We start from the raw sequence: 409 nt of genomic DNA, 5'->3' as shown, positions 1-409 counted from the left end.
AGACGGAAAGAGATCTATAATCAAGTGAGGAAAGATTTAATCGAAATTTTCAAACGATTATGTAAATACAAGGGAGTAGAGATCATAGAAGGTCACATGATGCCAGATCACGTACACATGCTGGTAGTGATACCACCGAAAATTTCAGTATCAGCCTTCATGGGATATCTGAAGGGGAAAGGTGCGCTAATGATCTTTGAGAAGCATGCGCAATTAAAGTATAAATATGGGAATCGGAAATTTTGGGCGGAAGGATACTACGTCAGTACAGTAGGCTTAAAGGAGGCAACCGTCGCAAAATATATTCGTGAACAAGAAGCACATGACCAGGCAGTGGACAAACTGAGTGTGAAGGAGTATGAGGACCCTTTTAGCATAAATAGTAGCAAGAAAAAGTAAACCAGTTTAA

General features: G+C 39.9%; 1 protein-coding gene. It reads left to right on the top strand.

Features of this window, described 5'->3' with window-relative positions:
- On the top strand, window positions 1-399 hold a 399-nt coding region (tnpA, locus tag KI367_RS26785; protein ID WP_212953334.1), incomplete at its 5' end, for an IS200/IS605 family transposase.
- Between the last annotated feature and the right edge of the window lie 10 nt (window positions 400-409).

The sequence above is a fragment of the Paenibacillus cookii genome, from assembly GCF_018333375.1.
Classification (GTDB): domain Bacteria; phylum Bacillota; class Bacilli; order Paenibacillales; family Paenibacillaceae; genus Paenibacillus_AQ; species Paenibacillus_AQ cookii.
This window is presented reverse-complemented; position numbering and strand designations above follow the sequence as displayed.